Consider the following 1074-nt stretch of genomic DNA (forward strand, 5'->3'; position numbering starts at 1 on the left):
ACCGGAAACCACGGCATGCCGAGCGGGGTCTCTGCCGACCAGCAGGGCCGGCCTCGGTCGGCCACGGCAATCCGCAGCAGTGAAGGAAGTCAGCACGATGACCACCGTCAACACCGGTTCGCCGGCGGCCGCCGGCGAACCGACCGGGCAGCAGGACTCTGCCACCGTCCGCACCTCCCGTCCGTCCCGCACCGCACGGCTCCGTCGGGGGATGGGCATGGTGGCCGTGATCGCGACCGGTGTCGGCGTGATCAGCCTCGGCACCGGCGTCAGCCCCGCGGTCGCCGAGACCGCCCCGGCGCACGCCGGGTGGGACGGCTCGCGGTACTGGTTCAAGAACAGCCAGGGGCAGTGGCGCTGGACCTCGCACTACAGCGTGTACGCGGCCCGTACCGGGGGCGGCTCGCCGTCCGCCGCAAAGGCCACCACCGGGTCCTCCGGCGGGATCAAGGAGGGCTGGGACGGCTCGCGCTACTGGTTCCGCAACAGCAAGGGCGAATGGCGCTGGACCTCGCACTACGACGTCTACCTGGAGCGCACCGGGCGCGCCCCCTCCTCCTCGGGGTCCGCGGGCTCGGGCCACGCCGACGGCTCGGCCGCGGTGAACCGGGACGTCGAGGCCGCCGTGCAGTTCGCCCTCTCCCAGGTGGGCAAACCGTTCCTCCGGGCCGGCAACGGGCCGGACGGCTACGACTGCTCGGGCCTGGTGCAGCAGTCCTTCCGGCGCGGCGGGATCGAGCTGCCGCGCGTGGCCAACGACCAGTACGCGGCGACCACACCGATCAAGGCGAGCCAGCTGCGCCGCGGTGACCTGCTGTTCTGGTCGCCGAACGGGACCGCCCGGGGCATCCAGCACGTGGCGATCTACCTGGGCGACAACAAGTACGTCGAGGCCGCGCGGCCCGGGACCAAGGTCCGGATCTCGACGATCAGCAAGGGCTACTACCCCATGTTCATGGGGCGCCCGTAGCGGGGCCGTCGTCCGCCCGTCGGGGGCGCCGGGTCCGCCCGCACGGCCCCCGACCCCATCCCACCAGGTCGGAGTTGGGGCTGAGGTAGGAGACGGCGATGGAC

General features: G+C 72.6%; 1 protein-coding gene. It reads left to right on the top strand.

Annotation, left to right across the window (positions count from 1 at the left end; all coding sequences use genetic code 11):
- The first annotated feature begins 97 nt into the window (after positions 1-97).
- A complete protein-coding gene (locus tag ACFU7Y_RS44160; RefSeq protein ID WP_224284940.1) occupies positions 98-970 on the top strand; it encodes a C40 family peptidase in 873 nt (290 codons plus the stop codon).
- Positions 971-1074: the final 104 nt, after the last annotated feature.

Origin of the sequence: Kitasatospora sp. NPDC057542 (genome assembly GCF_042801945.1) — a bacterium.
GTDB lineage: Bacteria > Actinomycetota > Actinomycetes > Streptomycetales > Streptomycetaceae > Kitasatospora.

What these genes read in the sequence shown, in the direction of transcription:
- ACFU7Y_RS44160 (WP_224284940.1), top strand. Translation starts at nt 98, where the DNA reads ATGACCACCGTCAACACCGGTTCGCCGGCGGCCGCCGGCGAACCGACC.